This window comes from Azotobacter chroococcum (assembly GCF_002220155.1).
GTDB lineage: Bacteria > Pseudomonadota > Gammaproteobacteria > Pseudomonadales > Pseudomonadaceae > Azotobacter > Azotobacter chroococcum.
In genome coordinates this window covers 1,910,265-1,930,820 of sequence record NZ_CP011835.1, presented here as the reverse complement: position 1 = coordinate 1,930,820, position 20,556 = coordinate 1,910,265, and the positions used below count along the sequence as shown (strand labels likewise).

The following is a 20,556-nucleotide window of genomic DNA, read 5'->3' as shown; positions in this document are numbered from 1 at the left end:
CCCTTGAACCGCTGGACAAGCACAGCATTGTCCAGCCTACGACCCCGAACGACACGGAGCGACAGCCATGACCCGGCCGACCCAGACCACCGCCTCCACCTGCTGCTATTGCGGCGTCGGCTGCGGCGTGCTGATCGAGCACGACGGCGAGCGCATCAGCGGCGTGCAGGGCGACCCGCAGCACCCGGCCAACTACGGCCGGCTGTGCAGCAAGGGCTCGACCCTGCACCTGACCGGCGACCTCGCCGCCCGCGCGCTCCATCCGGAGCTGCGCCTGGGCAAGGGCCTGGCCCGGGCGCGCACCGACTGGGACAGCGCGCTGGATCATGCCGCCGTGGTATTCGCCGAGACCATCCGCGAGCACGGCCCGGACAGCGTGGCCTTCTACATCTCCGGCCAGCTGCTGACCGAGGACTACTACGCCTTCAACAAGTTGGCCCGCGCCCTGGTCGGCACCAACAACATCGACAGCAACTCGCGGCTGTGCATGTCCTCGGCGGTGGTCGGCTACAAGCGCAGCCTGGGCGCCGACGCTCCGCCCTGCTCCTACGAGGACATCGAGCAGAGCGACTGCCTGCTGATCGCCGGCAGCAACATGGCCTACGCCCACCCGGTGCTGTTCCGCCGCCTGGAAGCGGCCAAGGCCAGCCGCCCGGAGATGAAGATCATCGTGGTCGATCCGCGGCGCACCGACACCTGCGAGCTGGCCGACCTGCACCTGGCGATCCTGCCGGGCACCGACGTGGCACTGTTCCACGGCATCCTGCACCTCCTGCTCTGGGAAGGCTGGATCGACCGCGCCTGGATCGACGCCCACACCGAAGGCTTCGATGAACTGAAGAAGCTGGTGCGCGACTACAGCCCGGCGACGGTGGCCGATATCTGCGGCATCTCCGTCGACAGTCTGCAGGTCTGCGCCGAGCTGATCGGCAAGGCGCCATCTTTCCTGTCGCTGTGGTGCATGGGGCTCAACCAGTCCAGCAGCGGCAGCGCCAAGAACAGCGCGCTGATCAACCTGCACCTGGCCACTGGGCAGATCGGCAAGCCCGGTGCCGGCCCCTTCTCCCTCACCGGCCAGCCCAACGCCATGGGTGGTCGCGAAACCGGCAGCCTGGCCAACCTGCTGCCCGGCCATCGCGAGGCCGGCAATGCCGAACACCGCGCCGAAGTCGCCGGCTACTGGGGCGTCGACAGCCTGCCGGAGACTACCGGCCTGACCGCCATCGAGCTGTTCGAGGCCGTAAGGGTCGGCAAGGTCAAGGCGCTGTGGATCGCCTGCACCAACCCGGCACAGTCGATGCCCGATCAGCAGAAGATCCACGAAGCCCTCTCCACCTGCCCCTTCGTGGTGGTGCAGGAGGCCTACGCCACCACCGAGACCTGTCGCTACGCCGACCTGCTGCTGCCCGCCGCCGGCTGGGGCGAGAAGGAAGGCAGCGTCACCAATTCCGAGCGGCGCGTCAGCCATGTGCGCCGTGCCGTGCCGGCGCCGGGCGAGGCGCGCGCCGACTGGGCGATCACCTGCGACTTCGCCCGCCGCCTGGAACGCCACCTGCGCCCAGGGGAGCCAAGCCTGTTCGACTTCGCCAGCCCGGCCGCGCTGTTCGAGGAATACAAGCAGCTCACCGCCGGCCGCGATCTGGACCTGAGCGGCTTGAGCCATGCACTGATCGACGACCTCGGCCCGCAGCAGTGGCCATTCCCGGCCGGTGCCAGCCGCGGCACGCCGCGCCTGTATGCCGACGGGGTATTCCCCACCGCCAGCGGCAACGCCCGCTTCCAGGCCGATCCGTTCCGCGCGCCGCAGGAAAAACGCGAAGCGCGCTATCCGCTGACCCTCAACACCGGCCGCCTGCGCGATCAGTGGCACGGCATGAGCCGCACCGGCACCGTCGCCCAGCTGTTCGGCCACGTAGAGGAGGCCGCGCTCAGCCTGCACCCGGACGAACTGCGCCGCCGGCGCCTGGTCAGCGGCGATCTGGTCAAGCTGCGCAGCCGCCGCGGCAGCCTGATCGTGCCGGTGCAGGCCGACGAGGCCGTGCGCCCCGGCCAGGCCTTCCTGCCGATGCACTGGGGCGACCGCTTCCTCAAGGGCCTGGGCACCAACGTGCTGACCCTGCCGGCTTTCGACCCGCTGTCCAAGCAGCCGGAACTCAAGCACGCCGGGGTCGAGGTGGAGAAGGTCGAGCTGCCCTGGCAACTGTTCGCCCTGGTCGAGGGCGACGTGCAGCAGCGCTTCGCCAAGCTGCGCCCGCTGCTGGAGGAATTCGCCTATGCCAGCCTGACCCTCACCGGCCGCGAGCGCCCGGCCCTGCTGGTCAAGGCCGCCAGCGCCGCGGCCCCCGATGCCACACTGCTGGCGCAGATCGACGCCCTGCTAGGTCTCGACGAGGGCCCGGTGCTGGCCTACGACGATCCGCGGCGCACCGTCGGCAAGCGCGTGCGCATCGAAGATGGGCGCATCCACGCCATCCGCCTGGCCGGCGAAACCGCCGCGCGCGACTGGCTGAAGGCGCTGTGGGAGGAAGGCAAGGCCGACGCCGACCTGCGCCGCTGGCTGCTCGCTCCGCTCAGCACCCCGCCGGGCAACGCCGGGGGCTGCAAGGGCAAGACGGTGTGCAGTTGCATGAACGTCAGCGATACCGCGATCCGCGAAGGCATCGACCGCGGCCTCGACCTCGACGGCCTCAAGCAGGAACTCAAGTGCGGCACCAGCTGCGGCTCCTGCGTACCGGAAATCAAGCGGCTGCTGGCCCAGCCGGTGAAGGCCCCGGCCTGAGTCGCAATGAAACCGTAGGGTGGGTTAGACCGCAGGTCGTAACCCACCGACCGGCCGCAAGGCCGGCAATCGCGATGCCTGGCGGCATCGTTGGCGGGTTATGCCGCAAGCGGCTAACCCACCCTACACAGGTGATACGAGAGGTGGTGAAGATGAGCGCAAAAGTCTGGCTGATCGGTGCCGGCCCGGGCGACCCGGAACTGCTGACCCTCAAGGCCGTGCGAGCCCTGGGCGAGGCCGAGGTGGTGCTGATCGACGATCTGGTCAATCCGGCGGTGCTCGAGCACTGCCCGCAGGCCCGGGTGATCAGCGTCGGCAAGCGCGGCGGCTGCCGCTCCACGCCCCAGGACTTCATTCACCGCCTGATGCTGCGCTACGCCCGCCAGGGCAAGTGTGTGGCGCGCCTGAAGGGCGGCGACCCTTGCATCTTCGGCCGCGGCAGCGAGGAAGCCGACTGGCTGGCCGGGCACGGCATCGCCACCGAGATCGTCAACGGCATCACCGCCGGGCTGGCCGGCGCCACCCAGTGCGACATCCCGCTGACCCTGCGCGGCGTGGCCCGTGGCGTGACCCTGGTCACCGCCCACACCCAGGACGACAGCAGCCTCAACTGGCCGGCGCTGGCGCAGAGCGGCACCACCCTGGTGGTCTACATGGGCGTGGCCAAACTGGCCGACATCCGTGACGGCCTGCTGGGCGGCGGCATGAGTACCGACATGCCGGTGGCGATGATCGAGAACGCCTCGCTGCCGCAGCAGCGCGAATGCCGCAGCAGCCTCGGCGCCATGCAGCAGGACGCTGCCGCCTTCCGCCTGAAGAGCCCGGCGATTCTGGTGATCGGCGAGGTCGCCGCCGTCGCCCAGCCACAACTCATGGCCCGGACAGCCTGAACGCCTCAAGTCCCCCGATCGAAGCCTGCCGGCCCCCGTTCCGGGGCTCGCTTGAGACCTGAAGCCCAAGGCCCCTTCATCTCGTAGAAAAAGAAAAACCCGGCAATGCCGGGTTTTTCTTGAAGCGCCTGCCGGAATTACTTGGCTTGGGCTTCCACTTCCGCTTCCACGCGACGGTTGATCGCACGGCCGGACTCGGTAGCGTTGTCGGCCACCGGGCGGGACTCGCCGTAACCGACGGAGTCCACGCGGTTGCCTTCCACACCGTACTCGTTGACCAGCACATCACGCACTGCGTTGGCGCGACGTTCGGACAGCTTCTGGTTGTAGGCGTCCGTACCGACGGAGTCGGTGTGACCTTCCACGGTGGTGCTGGTCTGCGGGTACTGGTTCATGAAGTCAGCCAGGTTCTTGATATCGGCGTAGCTTTCTTCCTTGACTTTCGCCTTGTCGAAGTCGAACTTGACGTCCAGCTCGACGCGAACCACTTCGGCGACAGCGGTGCAACCCTCGGCATCGACGGTGGTGTTGGCGGGGGTGTCCGGGCAGCGGTCGACGTTATCGCAGACGCCATCGTTGTCGACGTCGGCGCAGACTTCGGCTACCGGTTCCGGAGCCGGCTCTTTCTTGCCTGCACTGCCGCCGAAGTTCAGGCCGATACCCACGCCGGCCTGCCATTCGGCCTGGTCGTCGTCGAAGTTGTACATACCGTCCACACCGGCACGGGCATAAAGCATGTCGGTCAAATACCACTTCACACCGGCACCGAGGTTGGCGTAGGTGCTCTGGTTACGCCCACCGCGGGCCTGACCAATGCTCTGATGGGCGAAACCACCGGATACATAGGGGCGCAGGCCAGCGGCCGGCTCGCCGAAGTGGTAGATGGCATCAAGGGAGGTCAGCTCGCCCTTGATATCCTTGTGGCCACCATCGCCTATCGTCTCCTCGGTGGTCACGTCCCTGTAAACGCCATGCGACAGGGCCAACTCCACATCATCGGTCAGAAAGTAGCCAATCGATGCGCCATACAGCTCGGCCTCATCGTTTTCGAAGTCGCGAGAACTTTCATCGCTGAAATAATGCTTGGCAAAAGCCTCCACCTCAACCGCGCCCTGGCCCTGAGCCAGCACGCTGAACGAAGATGCGGCGACCACTGAGCCAATAAAGACGCCCAAGGTGTTTTTCAGTTTCATCCGTATTTCCCCATCGTGGTGTTTGACGGTAAAGACAATCTCGATTTGCTTTCAATTAGAGGACTGAGATCGCTATTCGCTAAGAGGCTAGCTGTCAAGCTAAGGTTCAGCAAGCCCCGAGAATTTTTCCCGCAACCGGTCTAGAGCCCGCTTGTAACGCATTTTAGTGGCACTCAGGCCCATATGCATGATGTCGGCAATTTCCTGGAACTCCAGCTCTGCGACAAAACGAAGCACCAGGATCTCTCGGTCAATAGGATTGACGTGTACCAACCAGCGGTCAAGGCCGCCCCGCTCTTCCAGTTTCGGCGCCTTTTCTTCCGAAGCCTCTTCCAGTGGATCGAGACTCAGGGCATCCATCAGGCGTCGTTTTCTTCGCTCTTTCCGGTATTGGGTAATACATTCGTTGTAGGTGATGCTATAAAGCCAAGTCTTGAATTTCGACTTGCCTTCGAAATGCTTCAAACCGTAGAGAACCTTGAGCATGACCTCCTGACAGACATCATCAGCGTCCCGCTCGTTACCCAAATATCTGGCACAGACATTGAACAGTGTGCGCTGATAGCGCTGCATCAACTCCGCGTAGGCCCGGGTAATGTGGAAAAGCTCGGCATGTGCACGCTCAACCAGCTCCTCGTCGGACAGCTCCCTGGGATCGTATCGCGAAGAAAGTGGGTGGTCTGTGTTCAAGACAAGAAAGGCTGGCAGTCGGGTCGCGGCCGCCAAAGCCCAGACCTCTGGTTCAAATTGGCGACATAGATTAGCAGATCTTCGCCCTAACGACTGCTAACCCGTTCATCCAGCAGAGAGCGGTTGGCCAGCGAAACCAGTTCGCCCTGGGTGGTCAGCAGTATCGTCTTGACCGTGCCGATCTCCTCGATCTGCCCCTCGAGGTCACCGATCCGGACCGCCTGCCCTACCCGGTAAAGCTCGCGGACATAGATGCCGGCAATGATCTGACCGGCAATTTCGCGGCTGCCCAGGCCCAATGCCAGGGCAACCGCCACGCCCACGGAGATCAGCACGATGGCCACGACTGTATTGAGCAGATCGGTCTTGATCTCCAGCTGACCGATCGCCACGGAAATGCTGATGATGATCACCAGCCCCTGCACGACGCGCCCGAGCCCGTTGGCATAGTCGAGCCCGACGCCTTCTGCTGCGCCACGCACCAGGCCATTGACCAACTGCGCCAGCAGCAGTCCGGCCAGCAGAATCAGCGCCGCGCCGAAGACCTTGGGCAGATAGAGCGCCAGCACGTCCAGGGTCGCGGAAACTCGCGCCAGACCGAGGGATTCGGCAGCCGAAACCATGAATACGAGGAGCACGAACCAATAGACGATTCTGCCGATCAGGGTCGAAACCGGCACCTGAATGCCGATCCGGACCAGCAGCCGGGTCAGTCCGGTACCCGACATAAGACGATCCAGCCCCACCTTTGCCAGCAACTTGGACAGCAGCGTATCGAGCAGCTTGGCCACGACGAAGCCGAGCAGCACCACGATCAGAGCAACGAACAGATTGGGAATGAAGCTGGCTACCTTAGTCCAAAGCGCTTTCATTACAACAACCAGGCTTTGAGTCCAGGGGTCGAGTTCCATTTCAGTCAGCCTTGTCTGCGGAAGAATCGAGAGTGCCACGACGAGAGACAGGCATGATATGAGGCGATCCGTTGTTCAGCCCGATCATCAGCGCCTCGAACCAATGCCCCAGGAGGGCGAACAGATCGCCCGCGCCTGCCTGGCGGTTGGCCGTTTTCAGGACACGCCCCAATGCTGCATTGTCATCATGGGTGAGCGCCGAAGACTGGAGCAGGTCGCGTAAGGACTCTTCGAATGGATCGTGCATGCGCACCTCTCTGGATGTAACGCCTAGACGAGGTCGCTTGCCAGCAGGTCACATTCGAGCCCAACCAAACGTCGAACGATCCACATCGCCGAGCCGCTCATGGACAATCAGCCGCGAGGAAAACGAGCGGCCTGCCTGCCCCCTTGCGCAGGGTTGGACCTAATCCGGCCAAGGGGTTGCGGCAGGCTCGGGACAGCGATTACTCGGGCATTTTCAGAGGCTCGGGGGAGATGATGATGCCGTTGTTGTCGGCATACAGGTACTCGCCCGGCCGGAAGGTGACGCCACCGAAGGTCACCGGAACGTTCAGGTCGCCGATGCCGCGCTTGTCGGTTTTCATGGGATGGGTAGCCAGGGCCTGGACGCCGAGGTCGGTCTGGGCAATCACGTCCACATCGCGGATGCAACCGTAGACGACCAGTCCTTCCCAGCCGTTGCGAGCGGCCTTTTCAGCAAGCATGTCGCCCAGCAGGGCGCGACGCAGCGAACCGCCACCATCCACCACGAGCACCTTGCCCTTGCCATCGGCATCGACCTGGTCCTTGACCAGCGAGTTGTCCTCGAAGCACTTGATGGTGACGATTTCGCCGCCGAAGGAATCACGACCACCGAAGTTGTTGAACATCGGCTCGACCACCTGTACCAGTTCGGGATAGGCGTCGCACAGATCGGGGGTGACATATTGCATAGCAAAACTCCTCTGGAAAATTACAACAGGATAGATGAGCGCCTCCTGGCCGTTGCCGGAAAGCCCGGAGATCGATACCGATGCGATCTCCATCATGGCAGAGCCTGAACAAGGTCAATCCCGGGCAGTTTCCATTCAGCGCCCGACCGCTGGACAGATCGAACTCGATGCCGTGCCGACGACAACGCAACATTCAGCCGCTCTGGTTTTCATCCTGCAGTTCCGCCCCCTGATATGGGCATCGGTTTTCCAGCAGCACAGGATTATTGTCGACGATCAACAGTAAAAGGTTCGCCGATATCCCTATGCAGATGCAGCAACCGCTCGAGGGCGACAAACATGGCGCTTCCAGCGACAAGGAGATGTCCGCGCCGGATCAGCCCGCACATCTTAGCGATGGACCTGCCTGGGTGAAATGCCGAATCGGACGGAAAAAGGCGCAGATAGGGAGCGACCTACGTCGAATATACAAATTCGCAAGCAAAAAAAGGGTGGGAACCGGCCCACCCTTCTTTCGCTCATCGGGACAACCTGGAATCAGTGGGCCAGCTGTCCCTCGGCCAGGAAGAACCAGGTATCGAGCACCGAGTCCGGATTCAGCGAAATGCTGTCGATCCCCTGCTCCATCAGCCACTTGGCCAGATCCGGATGATCCGACGGACCCTGGCCGCAGATGCCGATGTACTTGCCGGCCTTGTTGCAGGCCTGAATGGCGCTGGACAGCAACTTCTTCACGGCAGCGTTCCGCTCATCGAACAGGTGGGCAACGATACCCGAGTCGCGGTCCAGGCCCAGGGTCAGCTGGGTCAGGTCGTTGGAGCCGATGGAAAAGCCATCGAAGTACTCGAGGAACTCTTCGGCCAGCAGTGCGTTGGAAGGCAACTCGCACATCATGATCACGCGCAGGCCATTCTCTCCACGCTTGAGGTCATGGCTGCCGAGCAGGTCGATGACCTGACTGGCCTCACCCGGCGTGCGCACGAAGGGGATCATGATCTCGACGTTGCTCAGCCCCATCTCGTTGCGCACCTTCTTGATCGCCCGGCACTCCAGCTCGAAGCAGTCGCGGAAGGATTCGCTGATATAGCGCGAGGCGCCGCGGAAGCCGAGCATCGGGTTCTCTTCCTCCGGCTCGTAGAGCTTGCCGCCGATCAGGTTAGCATACTCGTTGGACTTGAAGTCGGACATGCGCACGATGACCTTCTTCGGCCAGAAGGCGGCTGCCAGGGTGCTGATGCCCTCGACCAGCTTCTCGACGTAGAAGCCAACCGGATCGTCATAGCCGGCGATGCGCTTCTCGACGCTGGCCTTGATTTCCGGCGGCAGGCTGGCGAAGTTCAGCAGCGCCTTGGGGTGCACGCCGATCATGCGGTTGATGATGAACTCCAGGCGGGCCAGGCCTACGCCCTCGTTCGGCAACTGGGCGAAATCGAAGGCCCGGTCCGGGTTGCCGACGTTCATCATGATCTTGAACGGCAGCTGCGGCATGGCATCGATGGAGTTCTTGCGGATATCGAAGCCCAGTTCGCCCTCGAAGATGTAACCGGTATCGCCTTCGGCACAGGAGACGGTCACACCCTGGCCATCCTGCAGTACGCTGGTGGCGTTGCCGCAGCCTACGACCGCCGGGATGCCCAGCTCGCGGGCGATGATCGCCGCATGGCAGGTACGCCCGCCCCGGTTGGTGACGATGGCGCTGGCGCGCTTCATGATCGGCTCCCAGTCCGGGTCGGTCATGTCCGAAACCAGTACATCGCCCGGTTGGACCTTGTCCATTTCGGAGATATCGTGGATCACCTTGACCGGGCCGGCCCCGATCCGCTGACCGATGGCACGCCCCTCGACCAGGATAGTGCCCGTTTCCTTCAGCAGGTAGCGCTCCATCACGGTGGCGCTGGCGCGACTTTTCACGGTTTCCGGACGTGCCTGGACGACATAGAGCTTGCCATCGTCACCGTCCTTGGCCCATTCGATGTCCATCGGCCGCCCGTAGTGCTTCTCGATGATCAGCGCCTGCTTGGCCAACTCGGTGACCTCGGCGTCGCTGATGCAGAAGCGGGTACGATCCTCACCGCTCACTTCGACGGTCTTCACCGACTTGCCGGCCTTGGCTTCCTCGCCGTAGACCATCTTGATCGCCTTGCTGCCCAGGTTGCGGCGCAGGATGGCAGGGCGGCCGGCCTCGAGGGTCGGCTTGTGCACATAGAATTCATCGGGGTTCACCGCACCCTGCACCACCGTCTCACCGAGACCATAGGCACCGGTGATGAACACCACGTCACGGAAACCGGACTCGGTGTCCAGGGTGAACATCACGCCGGCAGTGCCGGTTTCCGAACGCACCATGCGCTGCACGCCGGCAGACAGGGCAACCAGCCTGTGATCGAAGCCCTGGTGTACCCGATAGGCAATGGCACGGTCGTTGAAGAGGGAGGCGAAGACCTCCTTCGCCGCGCGGATCACATTGTCCACACCGCGGATGTTGAGGAAGGTTTCCTGCTGGCCGGCGAAGGAGGCGTCGGGCAGGTCCTCTGCCGTGGCGGAGGAGCGCACGGCCACGGCCAGATGCTCGTTGCCGCCAGCCATTTCGGCAAAGGCCCTGCGAATATCGGTATCAAGCTGCGCGGGCAGCTCGGCCTCCATCACCCATTGGCGAATCTGTGCACCGGTCTTCGCCAGCGCATTCACGTCATCCACATCCAGTGCGTCGAGCGCTGCATGGATACGCTCGTTCAGACCGCTTTGCTCGAGGAAGTCACGGTAGGCCTGGGCGGTAGTGGCAAAGCCCCCGGGAACGGATACGCCGGCGCCGGACAGGTTGCTGATCATTTCGCCCAGGGATGCGTTTTTGCCCCCTACTCGCTCCACATCGTGGACGCCGAGCTTGTCAAGGGAAACTACGTACTCTACCAAGATGAATTCTCCACTAGGGATGGGAAGCTCAGGCGGGACCTTCTCCGCGCGATTCTGGCTTGACCCATGAAAATAAGTGACAATGCCGGGCAAGGATACCCGGCAATGCCGGGACTTAGCATAGCCTAACTGTCGTCATGTTCTTAAGGCCAAGGGTGCAATGAAACGAACCGCTTTCTTCATCTCCGACGGCACGGGTATCACTGCGGAAACCCTTGGCCAGAGCCTGCTGGCGCAATTCGAAAACATTTCCTTCACCAAACTCACGCGCCCCTACATCGACACGGCGGAAAAAGCGCGCGGCATGGTGCAGCAGATCAATTCTGCGGCGGAAAAGGATGGTGCCCGGCCGATCATTTTCGACACCGTAGTCAATCAGGAGATCCGTGACATTCTGGCCAAATCCAACGGATTCATGATTGATATCTTTTCGACCTTTCTTTCACCACTGGAACACGAACTGGCTTCCCACTCTTCCTACTCCGTGGGCAAATCGCACTCCATCAGTCACAACGCCCACTACATGGAGCGCATCGAGGCGGTGAACTTCGCCCTCGACAACGACGACGGCGCCCGCACCCACTACTACGACAAGGCCGACCTGATCCTGCTGGGCGTCTCCCGCAGCGGCAAGACCCCGACCTGCCTTTACATGGCCATGCAGTATGGCATCCGCGCCGCCAATTACCCTCTCACGGAAGAAGACATGGAGCGCCTGCAGCTGCCGGCGGCTCTCAAACCCTATCGGGACAAGCTGTTCGGCCTGACCATCGACAGCGAGCGCCTGGCCGCCATCCGCCACGAGCGCAAGCCGAACAGCCGCTATTCCAGCTTCGCCCAGTGCGAGTTCGAGGTGCGCGAAGTGGAGCAAATGTTGCGTCGCGAAAACATTCCCTATATCAATTCCACCCATTTCTCGGTGGAAGAGATCTCGGCCAAGATCCTTGTCGAAAAGGGTGTGGAACGGCGACTGAAATAAACAACCGCCTCTCGGCAGCAAATGTGCAGACCTGAAAAAGCCGGAGCCTTTCGGCCCCGGTTTTTTCGTGTCGCTTGCCAGCCCATCGCGGACGCGCCGCCGAGGCACAGTCGATACTCCCACACCGCAGACGGCCATCCTCTCCAGCCGGCAAGGCACCTCAGAATGCATCACCCGGCACGCGCACCCAGCCTTCCATCAACACACGGGCGCTGCGGCTCATGACCGCCTTGGTGGCGGTCCACTCGCCGTTGACTTCTGCCGCCGCCGCGCCGACGCGCAGGGTGCCGGACGGATGGCCGAAGGTCACCGCTTCGCGCAGGCCACCACCGGCCGCCAGGTTGACCAGGGTGCCCGGCACCGCCGCAGCGGTGGCGATGGCGACCGAGGCGGTGCCCATCATGGCGTGGTGCAGCTTGCCCATCGACAGGGCGCGCACGCAGACGTCGATCTCGCTGGCCGCCACCTGCTTGCCGCTGGAAGCCACGTAGTCGGTAGCCGGGGCGACGAAGGCGATCTTCGGCGTGTGCTGACGGGCGACCGCTTCGGAGATGTCCGCGATCAGGCCCATCTTCACCGCGCCGTAGGCACGCATGGTTTCGAAACGCGCCAGAGCCTCGGCATCCGAGTTGATGTCCTTCTGCAGCTCGGTACCGGTGTAACCGATATCGGCGGCATTGAGGAAGATGGTCGGAATGCCGGAGTTGATCATGGTAGCCTTGAAGGTACCGATGCCCGGCACTTCCAGCTCATCGACCACGTTGCCGGTGGGGAACATCGAGCCTTCGCCGTCGGCCGGATCCATGAACTCGATGACCACCTCGGCGGCCGGGAAGGTCACGCCGTCCAGCTCGAAATCGCCGGTTTCCTGCACTGCACCGTTGGTGATCGGCACATGGGCGATGATGGTCTTGCCGATGTTCTTCTGCCAGATGCGCACGGTGCAGATGCCGCTCTGCGGAATGCGCGAGGAATCGACCAGACCACCGGCGATGGCGAAGGCACCGACCGCTGCGGTCAGGTTGCCGCAGTTGCCCGACCAGTCGACGAATGCCTTGTTGATCGCCACCTGACCGAACAGGTAGTCGACATCGTGATCCGGCTGTTCGCTCCTGGCGACGATCACGGTCTTGGAGGTACTGGAAGTCGCGCCCCCCATGCCGTCGATCTGCTGGCCGTACGGATCGGGGCTGCCGATCACGCGCAGCAGCAGCTGGTCACGCGCCTCGCCCGGCACCTGGCAGGCTTGTGGCAGATCCTGCAGACGGAAGAACACACCCTTGCTGGTGCCGCCACGGATATAGGTGGCCGGAACACGGATCTGGAGTACATGAGCCATGGAAATCTTATCCTCATGAGACTGTGCTGCCGGATGGCAGCACAGGAATGGGAATGCGTGGGCCTGCCAGAGCCGGCCAGCCACCCCGCTGCCGATGGCAGCAAGGCGGGGACCGGACGGCAAGCCGGTCAGGCCTGGCCGAGGAAGTCCTTGGCGAAGCGCTGCAGCACGCCACCGGCCGCGTAGACCGAGACCTCTTCGGCGGTGTCGAGCCGGCAGGTGACCGGCACTTCGACGGTTTCGCCGTTCTTGCGCTGGATGACCAGGGTCAGGTCGCAGCGCGGCGAGATGTCGCCTTTCACGTCGAAGGTCTCGGTGCCGTCGATGCCCAGGGTCTTGCGGTTGACGCCGGCCTTGAACTCCAGCGGCAGCACGCCCATGCCGACCAGGTTGGTACGGTGGATGCGCTCGAAGCCTTCGGCGGCGATGGCCTCGACACCGGCCAGACGCACGCCCTTGGCCGCCCAGTCACGCGAGGAGCCCTGACCGTAGTCGGCACCGGCGATGATGATCAGCGGCTGCTTGCGCTCCATGTAGGTTTCGATGGCTTCCCACATGCGCATGACCTTGCCATCCGGCTCGACGCGCGCCAGCGAACCTTTCTTCACCTGGCCATCGACCACGGCCATCTCGTTGACCAGCTGCGGGTTGGCGAAGGTGGCGCGCTGGGCGGTCAGATGGTCGCCACGGTGGGTGGCGTAGGAGTTGAAGTCCTCCTCCGGCAGGCCCATCCTGGCCAGGTACTCGCCAGCGGCGCTGTCGAGCAGGATGGCGTTGGACGGCGACAGGTGATCGGTGGTGATGTTGTCCGGCAGCACCGCCAGCGGACGCATGCCCTTGAGGGTACGTTCACCGGCCAGCGCGCCTTCCCAGTACGGTGGACGGCGGATGTAGGTGGACATCGGACGCCAGTCGTACAGCGGGCTCTTGGCTTCTTCCACCGCGCCCAGGTCGAACATCGGGATGTAGACCTGCTTGAACTGCTCCGGCTTGACGCAGGAGGCGACGATGGCATCGATCTCCTCGTCGCTCGGCCACAGATCCTTCAGGGTGATCGGGTTGCCGTTCTTGTCGGTACCCAGTGCATCCTTCTCGATGTCGAAGCGCACGGTGCCGGCGATGGCGTAGGCGACCACCAGCGGCGGCGAGGCGAGGAAGGCCTGCTTGGCGTACGGGTGGATACGGCCGTCGAAGTTGCGGTTGCCGGACAGTACGGCAGTGGCGTACAGGTCGCGGTCGATGATTTCCTGCTGGATCTGCGGGTCCAGCGCACCGGACATGCCGTTGCAGGTGGTGCAGGCGTAGGCGACGATGCCGAAGCCGAGCTTTTCCAGCTCCGGCAGCAGGCCGGCTTCTTCCAGATACAGCCTGGCGACCTTGGAGCCCGGTGCGAACGAGCTCTTCACCCACGGCTTGCGCACCAGACCCAGCTCGTTGGCCTTCTTGGCCAGCAGGCCGGCAGCAACCACGTTGCGCGGGTTGGAGGTGTTGGTGCAGCTGGTGATGGCGGCGATGATCACCGCGCCATCCGGCAGCAGGCCTTCGGCCTCTTCGGCCCGGGCAGCTTCCAGCTTGGCCTCGTCGGCAATGCCGCGCTCGTGCAGGGCGGAGGTCGGCAGGCGACGGTGCGGGTTGGACGGGCCGGCCATGTTGCGCACGACGGTGGACAGATCGAACTCGAGCACGCGCTCGTATTCGGCCTCGACCAGCGCATCGGCCCACAGGCCGGTGGTCTTGGCGTAGTTTTCGACTAGGGCAACCTGCTCCGGCTCGCGGCCGGTCAGTTTGAGGTAGTCGATGGTCTGCTGGTCGATGTAGAACATCGCCGCGGTGGCGCCGTATTCCGGGCACATGTTGGAGATGGTCGCTCGGTCGCCGATGCTCAGGCTGGCAGCGCCGTCGCCGAAGAACTCGACGTAGGCACCCACCACGCGCTCCTTGCGCAGGAACTCGGTCAGCGCCAGCACGATGTCGGTGCAGGTGATGCCGGGCTGATGCTTGCCGGTCAGCTTGACGCCGACGATGTCGGGCAGGCGCATCATCGACGCGCGGCCGAGCATCACGGTTTCGGCTTCCAGACCGCCGACGCCGATGGCGATCACGCCGAGGGCGTCGACGTGCGGAGTGTGGCTGTCGGTACCCACGCAGGTATCCGGGAAGGCCACGCCGCCACGGGCCTGGATCACCGGAGACATCTTCTCCAGGTTGATCTGGTGCATGATGCCGTTGCCGGCCGGGATCACGTCGACGTTCTTGAAGGCAGTCTTGGTCCACTCGATGAAGTGGAAACGGTCTTCGTTGCGACGGTCTTCAACGGCGCGGTTCTTCTCGAAGGCGTCCGGATCGAACCCCGCGTACTCAACCGCCAGCGAGTGATCGACGATCAGCTGGGTCGGCACCACCGGGTTGACCTTGGCCGGGTCGCCGCCCTGTTCGGCAATCGCATCGCGCAGGCCGGCCAGGTCGACCAGCGCGGTCTGACCGAGGATGTCATGGCAGACCACACGGGCCGGGTACCACGGGAAGTCCAGGTCACGCTTGCGCTCGATGATCTGCTTCAGCGAGTCGGTCAGCATGGCCGGATCGCAGCGGCGAACCAGCTGTTCCGCCAGCACGCGGGAGGTGTACGGCAGCTTGTCATAGGCACCCGGCTGGATGGCTTCGACCGCCGCGCGGGTGTCGAAGTAGTCCAGCTGGGTACCGGGCAGGCTCTTGCGATATTGGGTGTTCATCTTACTTGCGCTCCTTGAGCGGCACGAACTTCAAGTCTTCCGGACCGACGTAGTTGGCGCTCGGACGAATGATCTTGCCGTCGATGCGCTGCTCGATGGCGTGGGCGGCCCACCCGGAGGTACGGGCGATCACGAACACCGGGGTGAACATCGCGGTGGGGACGCCCATCATGTGGTAGCTGACGGCGCTGAACCAATCCAGGTTGGGGAACATCTTCTTGATTTCCCACATCACGCTCTCGAGGCGCTCGGCAATGTCGTACATCTTGGTGTTGCTCTGCTCGACACTGAGCTCGCGGGCAACTTCCTTGATCACCTTGTTGCGCGGGTCGGCAACGGTGTAGACCGGGTGACCGAAGCCGATCACGACTTCCTTGCGCTCGACACGAGCACGGATATCGGCTTCGGCCTCGTCCGGGTTGTCGTAGCGCTTCTGGATCTCGAAGGCCACCTCGTTGGCACCGCCATGCTTCGGTCCGCGCAGCGCACCGATGGCGCCGGTGATGCAGGAGAACATGTCGGAGCCGGTGCCGGAGATTACCCGGGAGGTGAAGGTGGACGCGTTGAACTCATGCTCGGCGTAGAGGATCAGCGACGTGTGCATGGCGCTCACCCAGGAGTCGCTCGGCTTCTTGCCGTGCAGCAGGTGCAGGAAGTGGCCGCCGATGGTGTCGTCATCGGTTTCCACCTCGATGCGCTTGCCGTTGTGGCTGAAGTGGTACCAGTACAGCAGCATGGAGCCCATGGAGGCCATCAGCTTGTCGGCGATGTCGCGGGCACCCGGGTGGTTGTGGTCGTCCTTCTCGGGCGACAGGCAGCCCAGCACGGACACGCCGGTGCGCATCACGTCCATCGGGTGGGCGGAGGGCGGCAGCTGCTCGAGGGCGGCCTTCACGCCGGCCGGCAGGCCACGCAAGGACTTGAGCTTGGCCTTGTAACCAGTCAGCTCGGCGACGTTGGGCAGCTTGCCATGTACCAGCAGGTGGGCGATTTCCTCGAACTCGCAGGTGGTGGCGAAGTCGAGAATGTCATAGCCGCGGTAATGCAGGTCATTGCCAGTGCGACCCACGGTACACAGGGCAGTATTGCCGGCGGCGGTGCCACTCAGGGCCACTGATTTCTTCGGCTTGAAGCCCACAGTGGTAGTTTCTGCGGTAGCGCTCATCGCTCGTTTCTCCTAATCCGGTTGGATATTTCTCTTGTTTTCCCCAGAGCCGACCTGCACAGGCCGGCCCGGGTGCCGGGTCACTTCTTGGCTGCGAACAGCGCGTCGAGGTGCTGCTCGAACGCGTGGTAATTGATGCGCTCGTAGAGCTCCATGCGGGTCTGCATGGTGTCGATCACGTTCTTCTGGGTGCCGTCACGGCGCAGCGCGGTATAGACGTTCTCGGCCGCCTTGTTCATGGCGCGGAACGCCGACAGCGGATAGAGCACCAGGGACACGTCGACGCTGGCCAGCTCTTCGGTGGTGTACAGCGGGGTGGCACCGAACTCGGTGATGTTGGCCAGGATCGGCGCCTTCACCCGGTCGGCGAAGGTCTTGTACATCGCCAGTTCGGTGATCGCCTCGGGGAAGATCATGTCGGCACCGGCCTCGATGCAGGCAGCAGCGCGATCCAGGGCAGAGTTCAGGCCCTCGACCGCCAGCGCGTCGGTGCGCGCCATGATCACGAAGCTGTCATCGGTACGGGCGTCGACGGCGGCCTTGATCCGGTCGACCATTTCCTGCTGGGAGACGATTTCCTTGTTCGGCCGGTGGCCGCAGCGCTTGGCGCCGACCTGGTCCTCGATATGGATGGCGGCCGCGCCGAACTTGATCATCGACTTGACGGTACGGGCGACGTTGAAGGCCGAAGAGCCGAAGCCGGTATCGACGTCCACCAGCAGCGGCAGATCGCACACGTCGGTGATGCGGCGCACATCGGTCAGCACGTCGTCCAGACCGGTGATGCCCAAGTCCGGCAGGCCCAGGGAACCGGCCGCCACTCCGCCACCCGACAGATAGATGGCCTTGAAACCGGCGCGCTTGGCCAGCAGCGCATGGTTGGCATTGATGGCACCAACCACCTGCAACGGGTGTTCGCTGGCGACGGCATCGCGGAAGCGTTGTCCGGCAGACGTCTGAGTCATGACTTACCCCTTTTATTGGCTGTATTGACCTGAGCGTCCTCATAGTGACGCTCCATGTTGCGTCGGGATGCGGCGATGTGCCGGCGCATCAGCAGCTCGGCCAGCTCGCCGTCGTGATCGGCGATGGCATCGAGAATCCGGTGGTGTTCGTTGAAGGCTTGGCGCGGCCGGTTGGGCGTGGAGGAGAACTGGATGCGGTACATGCGCACCAGCTGGTACATCTCCCCGCAGAGCATGCGCACCAGCGTCTGGTTGCCGCTGCCATGGATGATCCGGTAGTGGAAGTCGAAATCGCCTTCCTGCTGGTAATAGCCGACTCCGGCCTGGAAGGCCGCATCCCGCTCGTGGGTCTCCAGCACCCGGCGTAGTTCGTCGATACCCGTCTGAGTCATGCGCTCGGCCGCCAGCCGGCAGGCCATTCCTTCGAGGGACTCGCGGATTTCGTAAAGCTCGATCAGCTCCTGATGGCTGAGCGAAACCACTCTGGCCCCCACATGGGGCACCCGCACCAGCAGCTTCTGCCCCTCCAGGCGATGGATGGCTTCGCGCAGGGGACCACGGCTGATGCCGTAGGTACGCGCCAGCTCGGGCTCGGAGATCTTGCTGCCCGGAGCGATCTCGCCCTTGACAATCGACGCCTGGATGCGCCGGAAGACATGTTCGGAGAGTGTCTCGGAGTCACCTGGGACAGCTTGGGATGAATAGGAGGCATCCAGCATATTGTCGACAATCAGTATTTTTGATGCACGAAAAATAGGCCATCAAAGCCAATACGTCAAACAAATCCTTATGATTGTCGACAATAGTCGAAGACGTGCGCTGCACCGCACCTTTTCCAAGAACCGGACCACGAGTCTGCCGATGCGGGAAACCCGTGCTAGAATGCGCGCCGCGCGCGGCTGGCGGCCTTGTCCATGACCGCATACCGCCCCAGGCAGTGGGATCGTCCGCCAAGCCGTTGCCTGAACTGTCGATCGCTTCCATCTACAGGACTATGAGATTCCAGCCCCTCGCCCTGCTGTCTTGCCTGCTGCTCATCCCGGGCCTACTCCCCGCGGCCGAGAAAACCATCTTTGGCCTGAACGAATACGTGTCGCTGCCCGAGCTCAAGCTGGAAGTGGCGGCCAAGCTGGATACGGGGGCCGAGACGGCGTCGCTCAGTGCCCGCGACATCACCCGCTTCAGGCGCAACGGTGAAACCTGGGTACGCTTCTACCTGGCCATCGATGACAGCCACGCGCATCCCATCGAGCGACCGCTGGCGCGAATCAGCAAGATCAAGCGCCGTTCTGGCGACTACGACCCGGCAGAAAGCAAGACCTACACGGCTCGCCCGGTGGTCGAACTGGACTTCTGCATGGGCGAGACCCTGCGCACCATCGAGGTGAACCTGACCGATCGGAGCGCATTCCAATACCCGCTGCTGATCGGCTCCGAGGCACTCGCACGCTTCGGGGCCCTGGTCGATCCAAGCATTAAATACGCAGCCGGCAAGCCCGGCTGCGCCACCGTCGCAAATTCCGCCGAGTAATACGCATGCGCGCTCTCAACCTGCATCTGAAAATACTGATCGTCCTGCTGGTGTCGATCGGGGTACTGGTCACGGCGTATCAGATTTTCGTCCTGGGCATTCCGGTGACCGAGGACGAGACCGATGACCTGTGGAACATCGACGCGCGCGTCGAATTTCAGGCCAATCCCCGCGAGCCGGTGAAAGTGCAGATGTTCGCTCCGCCGCTCAACCAAGACTATGTCAGCCTCAACGAGAGCTTCATCTCTAACAACTATGGAGTGAGCGTCAACCAGGTCGGTAACAACCGCCGGGTGACCTGGTCGGCACGGCGTACCAGCGGCAAACAGACCCTCTACTATCGCCTGGCCCTCACCAAGCGCTATACCGGTGACCTGCCCAAGCCCAAGGGACCGGTCTTCCGCGACAGCATCCCGCTGGAGGGCGCCGAAAAGATCGCTGCCGAAGCCCTGCTGGCCCCCATCCGCGAGCACTCGGCCGACGTCGAAACCTTCATCGGCGAGACCATCAAGCGGGTCAACAATCTCAACGACGACAATGTCAAGCTGCTCACTGCCGGCAACAGCTCGACCTCGAACCGGGTGCGCATCGTCGAACTTCTGCTGTCCTTCGCCCACGTGCCGATGGAGCGTGTGCATACCCTGCGCCTGATCGCCGACCAGGCGATCAGCCCCGAGCTCTGGATTCGCAGCTTCAACGGCGAGAAATGGCTGTATTTCAATCCCGATACCGGTGAACCGGGACTGCCGGCCGACCGTCTGATCTGGTGGACCGGCGACGAGCCGCTGATCAGCGTGGACGGCGGCAAGCAGGCCAAGGTGAGCTTCACCCTGAACAACAGCGAGCTCAACGCCATCGGCCTGGCCAAGATGACCGACCAGAACACCGATGTCGACTTCCTGGAATACACCCTGTACGGCCTGCCGCTGGAAACCCAGCAGACCTACCAGATCATGATCATGATCCCGATCGGCGTGCTGGTGATCCTGATTCTGCGCAACCTGATCGGCATCCAGACTCTCGGCACCTTCACGCCGGTCCTGATCGCCCTGGCCTTTCGCGAGACCCAGGTGGGCTTCGGCATCATCCTGTTCACCCTGATCACCGCTCTGGGCCTGTCGCTGCGCTCCTACCTCGAGCACCTCAAGCTACAGATGCTGCCGCGCTTGTCGGTGGTGCTGACCTTCGTGGTGGTGCTGATCGCCGTCATCAGCCTGCTCAGCCACAAGCTCGGCCTCGAGCGCGGCCTGTCGGTATCGCTGTTCCCGATGGTGATCCTGACCATGACCATCGAGCGCCTGTCGATCACCTGGGAGGAACGCGGCGGCGGCCATGCCTTCAAGGTCGCTCTCGGCACTATCATCGCCGCCTCGCTGGCCCATCTGCTGATGAACATTCCAGAGCTGACCTACTTCATCTTCACCTTCCCGACGGTGCTGCTGATCCTGGTGGGCTTCATGCTGGCAATGGGCCGCTACCGCGGCTACCGCCTGACGGAGCTGTTCCGCTTCAAGGCCTTCCTGAAGGACTGAGT

The 20,556-nt window shown here is 63.2% G+C and carries 17 protein-coding genes; 6 read left to right on the top strand and 11 right to left on the bottom strand.

Annotation, left to right across the window (positions count from 1 at the left end):
• The first annotated feature begins 67 nt into the window (after nt 1–67).
• Together ACG10_RS08960 and cobA are read left to right on the top strand one after the other, a co-directional pair.
• Nucleotides 68–2,779, top strand: a complete 2,712-nt coding sequence (locus ACG10_RS08960; protein WP_089167954.1) for a nitrate reductase — start codon at nt 68–70, stop codon at nt 2,777–2,779.
• A 152-nt stretch (nt 2,780–2,931) separates the two neighbouring features.
• The gene (gene cobA / locus ACG10_RS08955) at nt 2,932–3,669 is read left to right on the top strand and encodes a uroporphyrinogen-III C-methyltransferase (protein ID WP_089167953.1); all 738 of its coding nucleotides are present in this window, start codon (nt 2,932–2,934) and stop codon (nt 3,667–3,669) included.
• Nucleotides 3,670–3,806: 137 nt separating this feature from the next.
• Here cobA and ACG10_RS08950 read toward each other — a convergent pair whose 3' ends face one another.
• From ACG10_RS08950 to rraA, 5 genes are all read right to left on the bottom strand, one after another.
• The gene (locus tag ACG10_RS08950; protein WP_039804506.1) at nt 3,807–4,862 is read right to left on the bottom strand and encodes an OmpA family protein; all 1,056 of its coding nucleotides are present in this window, start codon (nt 4,860–4,862) and stop codon (nt 3,807–3,809) included.
• Nucleotides 4,863–4,961: 99 nt separating this feature from the next.
• A complete protein-coding gene (gene sigX / locus ACG10_RS08945; RefSeq protein WP_039807849.1) occupies nt 4,962–5,552 on the bottom strand; it encodes an RNA polymerase sigma factor SigX in 591 nt (196 codons plus the stop codon).
• Between the two features lie 86 nt (nt 5,553–5,638).
• Nucleotides 5,639–6,463 (bottom strand): mechanosensitive ion channel family protein, encoded by an 825-nt coding sequence (locus ACG10_RS08940; RefSeq protein ID WP_089167952.1) that lies wholly within the window; start codon nt 6,461–6,463, stop codon nt 5,639–5,641.
• 1 nt (nt 6,464) lies between these two features.
• Nucleotides 6,465–6,710, bottom strand: a complete 246-nt coding sequence (locus tag ACG10_RS08935) for a hypothetical protein (protein ID WP_039804510.1) — start codon at nt 6,708–6,710, stop codon at nt 6,465–6,467.
• A gap of 199 nt (nt 6,711–6,909) precedes the next feature.
• Nucleotides 6,910–7,398, bottom strand: coding sequence for a ribonuclease E activity regulator RraA (gene rraA, locus ACG10_RS08930; protein ID WP_039804513.1), 489 nt, complete (start codon nt 7,396–7,398; stop codon nt 6,910–6,912).
• A 34-nt stretch (nt 7,399–7,432) separates the two neighbouring features.
• Between rraA and ACG10_RS23650 the strand changes: the two genes are divergently transcribed.
• Nucleotides 7,433–7,684: a hypothetical protein gene (locus ACG10_RS23650; RefSeq protein ID WP_039804514.1), complete on the top strand. Its 252-nt coding sequence runs from the start codon at nt 7,433–7,435 to the stop codon at nt 7,682–7,684.
• 251 nt (nt 7,685–7,935) lie between these two features.
• Here the strand turns inward: ACG10_RS23650 and ppsA are convergent, their stop codons facing one another.
• Complete coding sequence (gene ppsA / locus ACG10_RS08920; protein ID WP_039804516.1) at nt 7,936–10,311, bottom strand: phosphoenolpyruvate synthase; 2,376 nt, start codon at nt 10,309–10,311, stop codon at nt 7,936–7,938.
• Nucleotides 10,312–10,471: 160 nt separating this feature from the next.
• Between ppsA and ppsR the strand changes: the two genes are divergently transcribed.
• Nucleotides 10,472–11,290 carry a posphoenolpyruvate synthetase regulatory kinase/phosphorylase PpsR gene (gene ppsR, locus ACG10_RS08915; protein WP_039804518.1) on the top strand — a complete coding sequence of 273 codons (819 nt, stop codon included), beginning with the start codon at nt 10,472–10,474 and terminating at the stop codon, nt 11,288–11,290.
• Between the two features lie 160 nt (nt 11,291–11,450).
• On the opposite strand, the gene prpF is transcribed toward ppsR, so the two are convergent.
• The 5 genes from prpF to ACG10_RS08890 all read right to left on the bottom strand — a co-directional run bounded on the left by prpF (nt 11,451) and on the right by ACG10_RS08890 (nt 18,210).
• Nucleotides 11,451–12,629 carry a 2-methylaconitate cis-trans isomerase PrpF gene (gene prpF, locus ACG10_RS08910; RefSeq protein WP_089167951.1) on the bottom strand — a complete coding sequence of 393 codons (1,179 nt, stop codon included), beginning with the start codon at nt 12,627–12,629 and terminating at the stop codon, nt 11,451–11,453.
• Nucleotides 12,630–12,757: 128 nt separating this feature from the next.
• Complete coding sequence (gene acnD / locus ACG10_RS08905; RefSeq protein ID WP_039804522.1) at nt 12,758–15,361, bottom strand: Fe/S-dependent 2-methylisocitrate dehydratase AcnD; 2,604 nt, start codon at nt 15,359–15,361, stop codon at nt 12,758–12,760.
• 1 nt (nt 15,362) lies between these two features.
• Nucleotides 15,363–16,526 (bottom strand): bifunctional 2-methylcitrate synthase/citrate synthase, encoded by a 1,164-nt coding sequence (gene prpC / locus ACG10_RS08900; RefSeq protein WP_089167950.1) that lies wholly within the window; start codon nt 16,524–16,526, stop codon nt 15,363–15,365.
• A gap of 80 nt (nt 16,527–16,606) precedes the next feature.
• Entirely contained in the window at nt 16,607–17,491 is an 885-nt protein-coding gene (gene prpB / locus ACG10_RS08895; RefSeq protein WP_039804526.1) for a methylisocitrate lyase, read from the bottom strand.
• The gene (locus ACG10_RS08890) at nt 17,488–18,210 is read right to left on the bottom strand and encodes a GntR family transcriptional regulator (protein ID WP_039804528.1); all 723 of its coding nucleotides are present in this window, start codon (nt 18,208–18,210) and stop codon (nt 17,488–17,490) included. The genes prpB and ACG10_RS08890 overlap by 4 nt, the downstream gene beginning before the upstream one ends.
• A 275-nt stretch (nt 18,211–18,485) precedes the next feature.
• On the opposite strand from ACG10_RS08890, the gene rloA reads away from it, so the two are divergent.
• Nucleotides 18,486–19,022 carry a retropepsin-like aspartic peptidase RloA gene (rloA, locus tag ACG10_RS08885; RefSeq protein WP_039804530.1) on the top strand — a complete coding sequence of 179 codons (537 nt, stop codon included), beginning with the start codon at nt 18,486–18,488 and terminating at the stop codon, nt 19,020–19,022.
• 5 nt (nt 19,023–19,027) lie between these two features.
• The gene (rloB, locus tag ACG10_RS08880) at nt 19,028–20,554 is read left to right on the top strand and encodes an osmotic stress tolerance membrane protein RloB (RefSeq protein ID WP_039804532.1); all 1,527 of its coding nucleotides are present in this window, start codon (nt 19,028–19,030) and stop codon (nt 20,552–20,554) included.
• Nucleotides 20,555–20,556: the final 2 nt, after the last annotated feature.